General features: G+C 64.8%; 2 protein-coding genes. One reads left to right on the top strand and one right to left on the bottom strand.

Going from position 1 to position 1,953, the window contains the following annotated elements:
- On the top strand, positions 1 to 1,232 hold a 1,232-nt coding region (locus AC1D00_RS41265), incomplete at its 5' end, for a sigma-54 interaction domain-containing protein (protein WP_477014660.1).
- Positions 1,233 to 1,319: 87 nt separating this feature from the next.
- Here the strand turns inward: AC1D00_RS41265 and AC1D00_RS41260 are convergent.
- Complete coding sequence (locus tag AC1D00_RS41260; protein ID WP_135179312.1) at positions 1,320 to 1,652, bottom strand: GYD domain-containing protein; 333 nt, start codon at positions 1,650 to 1,652, stop codon at positions 1,320 to 1,322.
- Positions 1,653 to 1,953 lie beyond the last annotated feature (301 nt).

Here is a 1,953-nt window from a genome sequence, read left to right as displayed (position 1 = left end):
ACGTCGCCCTCGACATCCGCGACCTCGTGATGCGGCTGGAGGCCGAGCACATCCACGCCCCGATCGTCGCCTGCGGCATCACCAACGACGCCCGCGCCGCGGTCGCCGCGATCCACGCCGGCGCCAAGGAATACATCCCGCTGCCGCCGGATCCGGAACTGATCGCCGCGGTGCTGGCCGCCGTCGCCAACGATTCCCGCGAGCTGGTCTATCGCGACGAGGCGATGGCGAAGGTGATCAAGCTCGCGCAGCAGATCGCGGGCTCCGACGCCTCGGTGATGGTCACCGGCGAATCCGGCACCGGCAAGGAAGTGCTGGCCCGCTACGTCCACACCCGCTCGGCCCGCGCCAAGCGGCCGTTCATCTCGATCAACTGCGCCGCGATCCCCGAGCATCTCCTGGAGTCCGAGCTGTTCGGCCACGAGAAGGGCGCCTTCACCGGCGCGATTGCCCGACGCATCGGCAAGTTCGAGGAAGCGACCGGCGGCACGCTGCTGCTGGACGAAATCTCGGAGATGGACGTCCGCCTGCAATCGAAGCTGCTGCGCGCCATCCAGGAGCGCGTGATCGACCGCGTCGGCGGCACCAAGCCGGTGCCGGTGGACATCCGCATCATCGCGACCTCGAACCGCAATCTGGCCGAGGCCGTGCGCGAAGGCACGTTCCGCGAGGACCTGCTGTTCCGCCTCAACGTCGTCAATTTGAAGATCCCGCCGCTGCGCGAGCGTCCGCTCGACATCCTCGAGCTCGCCCAGCACTTCGTGAAGAAGTATGCCGAAGCCAACGGTGTGCCGGTGCGCCCGATCTCGGCGGAAGCGCGCCGCGTGCTCTCCAGCAATCGCTGGCAGGGCAACGTCCGCGAACTCGAAAACACCATGCACCGCTCCGTCCTGATGGCGCAGGGCGACGAGATCGGACCCGACGCGATCCTCACCCCGGACGGCGACCGCCTCGACCTCGCCAAGACGGTACCGGCCGTGGCGCATGCCACGATGGCCGCCGAGCAGGTGACGCGCGCTCTCGTCGGCCGCACGGTGGCGGACGTCGAACGCGACCTGATCCTGGAGACGCTGAAGCACTGCCTCGGCAACCGCACCCACGCCGCCAACATCCTGGGGATCTCGATCCGCACGCTGCGCAACAAGCTCAACGAATACGCCGACGGCGGCATCCCGATCACCCCGGCGGGAACGCCGGGCGAATATCCGCGCATGCCGATGGTGGGGGCGTAAGGACCACACGCGGTGAAGGACACGAATGGTGCGCAATTGCGCACTAGGCCGGGACGACGTTGGGAGATATAGAGCGCCCGCGCCGGCCTACTTGCCCGGCGGTACGTAGGTGCTCACGAGTTTGGAAGCCTTCTCCGCGATGCTCTTGAACTCGCTCATCTTCCAAGCGCGTACGGTTTCGATCTTGGAGACGGCGCCAGCCGCAGCGGCCACCATTCCAATCGCAATGGCATCGGAGCCGTCAGGAAACTCCGTGACGAGCACTGCATCGTGTTGACCAGTGGTCATGAAAGCTCCCTGGAGCTTCCCACCGGCCTTCTCGACCAGCGCGCCGATGGCCGATGTGCGATCGATCGGCTTGTCGACCATTCCCTTGATGCCGGCATTTGAGTATGAGACGTACGAGATGAACAACGGCATGTTTCTCTCCGTTGAGGTTACACCGGTGACAATGTCGTCCTAGAATAGGCGCTCTGAAACGAGAGCAAGGCACAGCCTGCCGACGGCATGCGAGCTGCCTTGAAAATTGAGCCACGGACTTCGGCACGTCCAACTGGCAGCTTGCGCCGACTATAGCCGACTCCACAATGCAGCGCGAACGGTAAGCCAAGCCTACCCATCCGGAAACGCCACTGTTCCACCGGCCAGGAGAAATCTGCTTCTTATTCGAGCCGCGCGCGGCGCGTGAAGCAGTTCACAATCGAACTGCATCAAGATCGCT

The sequence above is a fragment of the Bradyrhizobium sp. P2_E8 genome (assembly GCF_056403875.1).
Note: the sequence above shows the minus strand (reverse complement) of the source record. Positions and strands in the feature narration are given on the sequence as shown.